Annotated in this window: 1 rRNA gene; it reads right to left on the bottom strand. The window is 54.7% G+C overall.

Features of this window, described 5'->3' with window-relative positions:
• A 23S ribosomal RNA gene (locus C400_RS0125955) occupies positions 1-1,222 on the bottom strand; the annotation flags it as partial.

Raw genomic sequence — 1,222 nt, forward strand, 5'->3', positions numbered from 1 at the left:
AGCTCTATGCATTACTGCACTTCCACCCCCAACCTATCTACCTCGTCGTCTCCAAGGGGTCTTACTAATTGGGAAATCTCATCTTGAGGGGGGCTTCACGCTTAGATGCTTTCAGCGCTTATCCCTTCCGTACATAGCTACCCAGCGGTGCTCCTGGCGGAACAACTGGTACACCAGCGGTACGTCCATCCCGGTCCTCTCGTACTAAGGACAGCTCCTCTCAAATTTCCTACGCCCACGACAGATAGGGACCGAACTGTCTCACGACGTTCTGAACCCAGCTCGCGTACCGCTTTAATGGGCGAACAGCCCAACCCTTGGGACCTACTTCAGCCCCAGGATGCGATGAGCCGACATCGAGGTGCCAAACCTCCCCGTCGATGTGGACTCTTGGGGGAGATAAGCCTGTTATCCCCAGGGTAGCTTTTATCCGTTGAGCGATGGCCCTTCCATGCGGTACCACCGGATCACTAAGCCCGACTTTCGTCCCTGCTCGACTTGTAGGTCTCGCAGTCAAGCTCCCTTCTGCCTTTGCACTCTTCGAATGATTTCCAACCATTCTGAGGGAACCTTGGGGCGCCTCCGTTACTCTTTAGGAGGCGACCGCCCCAGTCAAACTGCCCACCTGACACTGTCCTCGCACCGGATCACGGTACCAAGTTAGAACCTAGATACGATCAGGGTGGTATCCCAAGGATGCCTCCCTTCAAGCTGGCGCTCAAAGTTCAACGGCTCCCACCTATCCTGTACAGATCGTACCCAAATTCAATATCAAGCTGCAGTAAAGCTCCATGGGGTCTTTCCGTCTTGTCGCGGGTAACCTGCATCTTCACAGGTATTAAAATTTCACCGGATCTCTCGTTGAGACAGCGCCCAAGTCGTTACGCCATTCGTGCGGGTCAGAATTTACCTGACAAGGAATTTCGCTACCTTAGGACCGTTATAGTTACGGCCGCCGTTTACTGGGGCTTCGGTTCATAGCTTCGCCCGAAGGCTTACCACTCCCCTTAACCTTCCAGCACCGGGCAGGCGTCAGCCGTATACTTCGCCTTGCGGCTTCGCACAGACCTGTGTTTTTGCTAAACAGTCGCTTGGGCCTTTTCACTGCGGCCCCCTCGGGCTACTTCACCCTACCGACGCACCCCTTCTCCCGAAGTTACGGGGTCATTTTGCCGAGTTCCTTAACGAGAGTTCTTCCGCGCGCCTTAGAATTCTCTTCTCG

The sequence above is a fragment of the Paenibacillus sp. ICGEB2008 genome, from assembly GCF_000307675.1.
GTDB classification, from domain to species: Bacteria; Bacillota; Bacilli; order Paenibacillales; family Paenibacillaceae; genus Paenibacillus; species Paenibacillus polymyxa.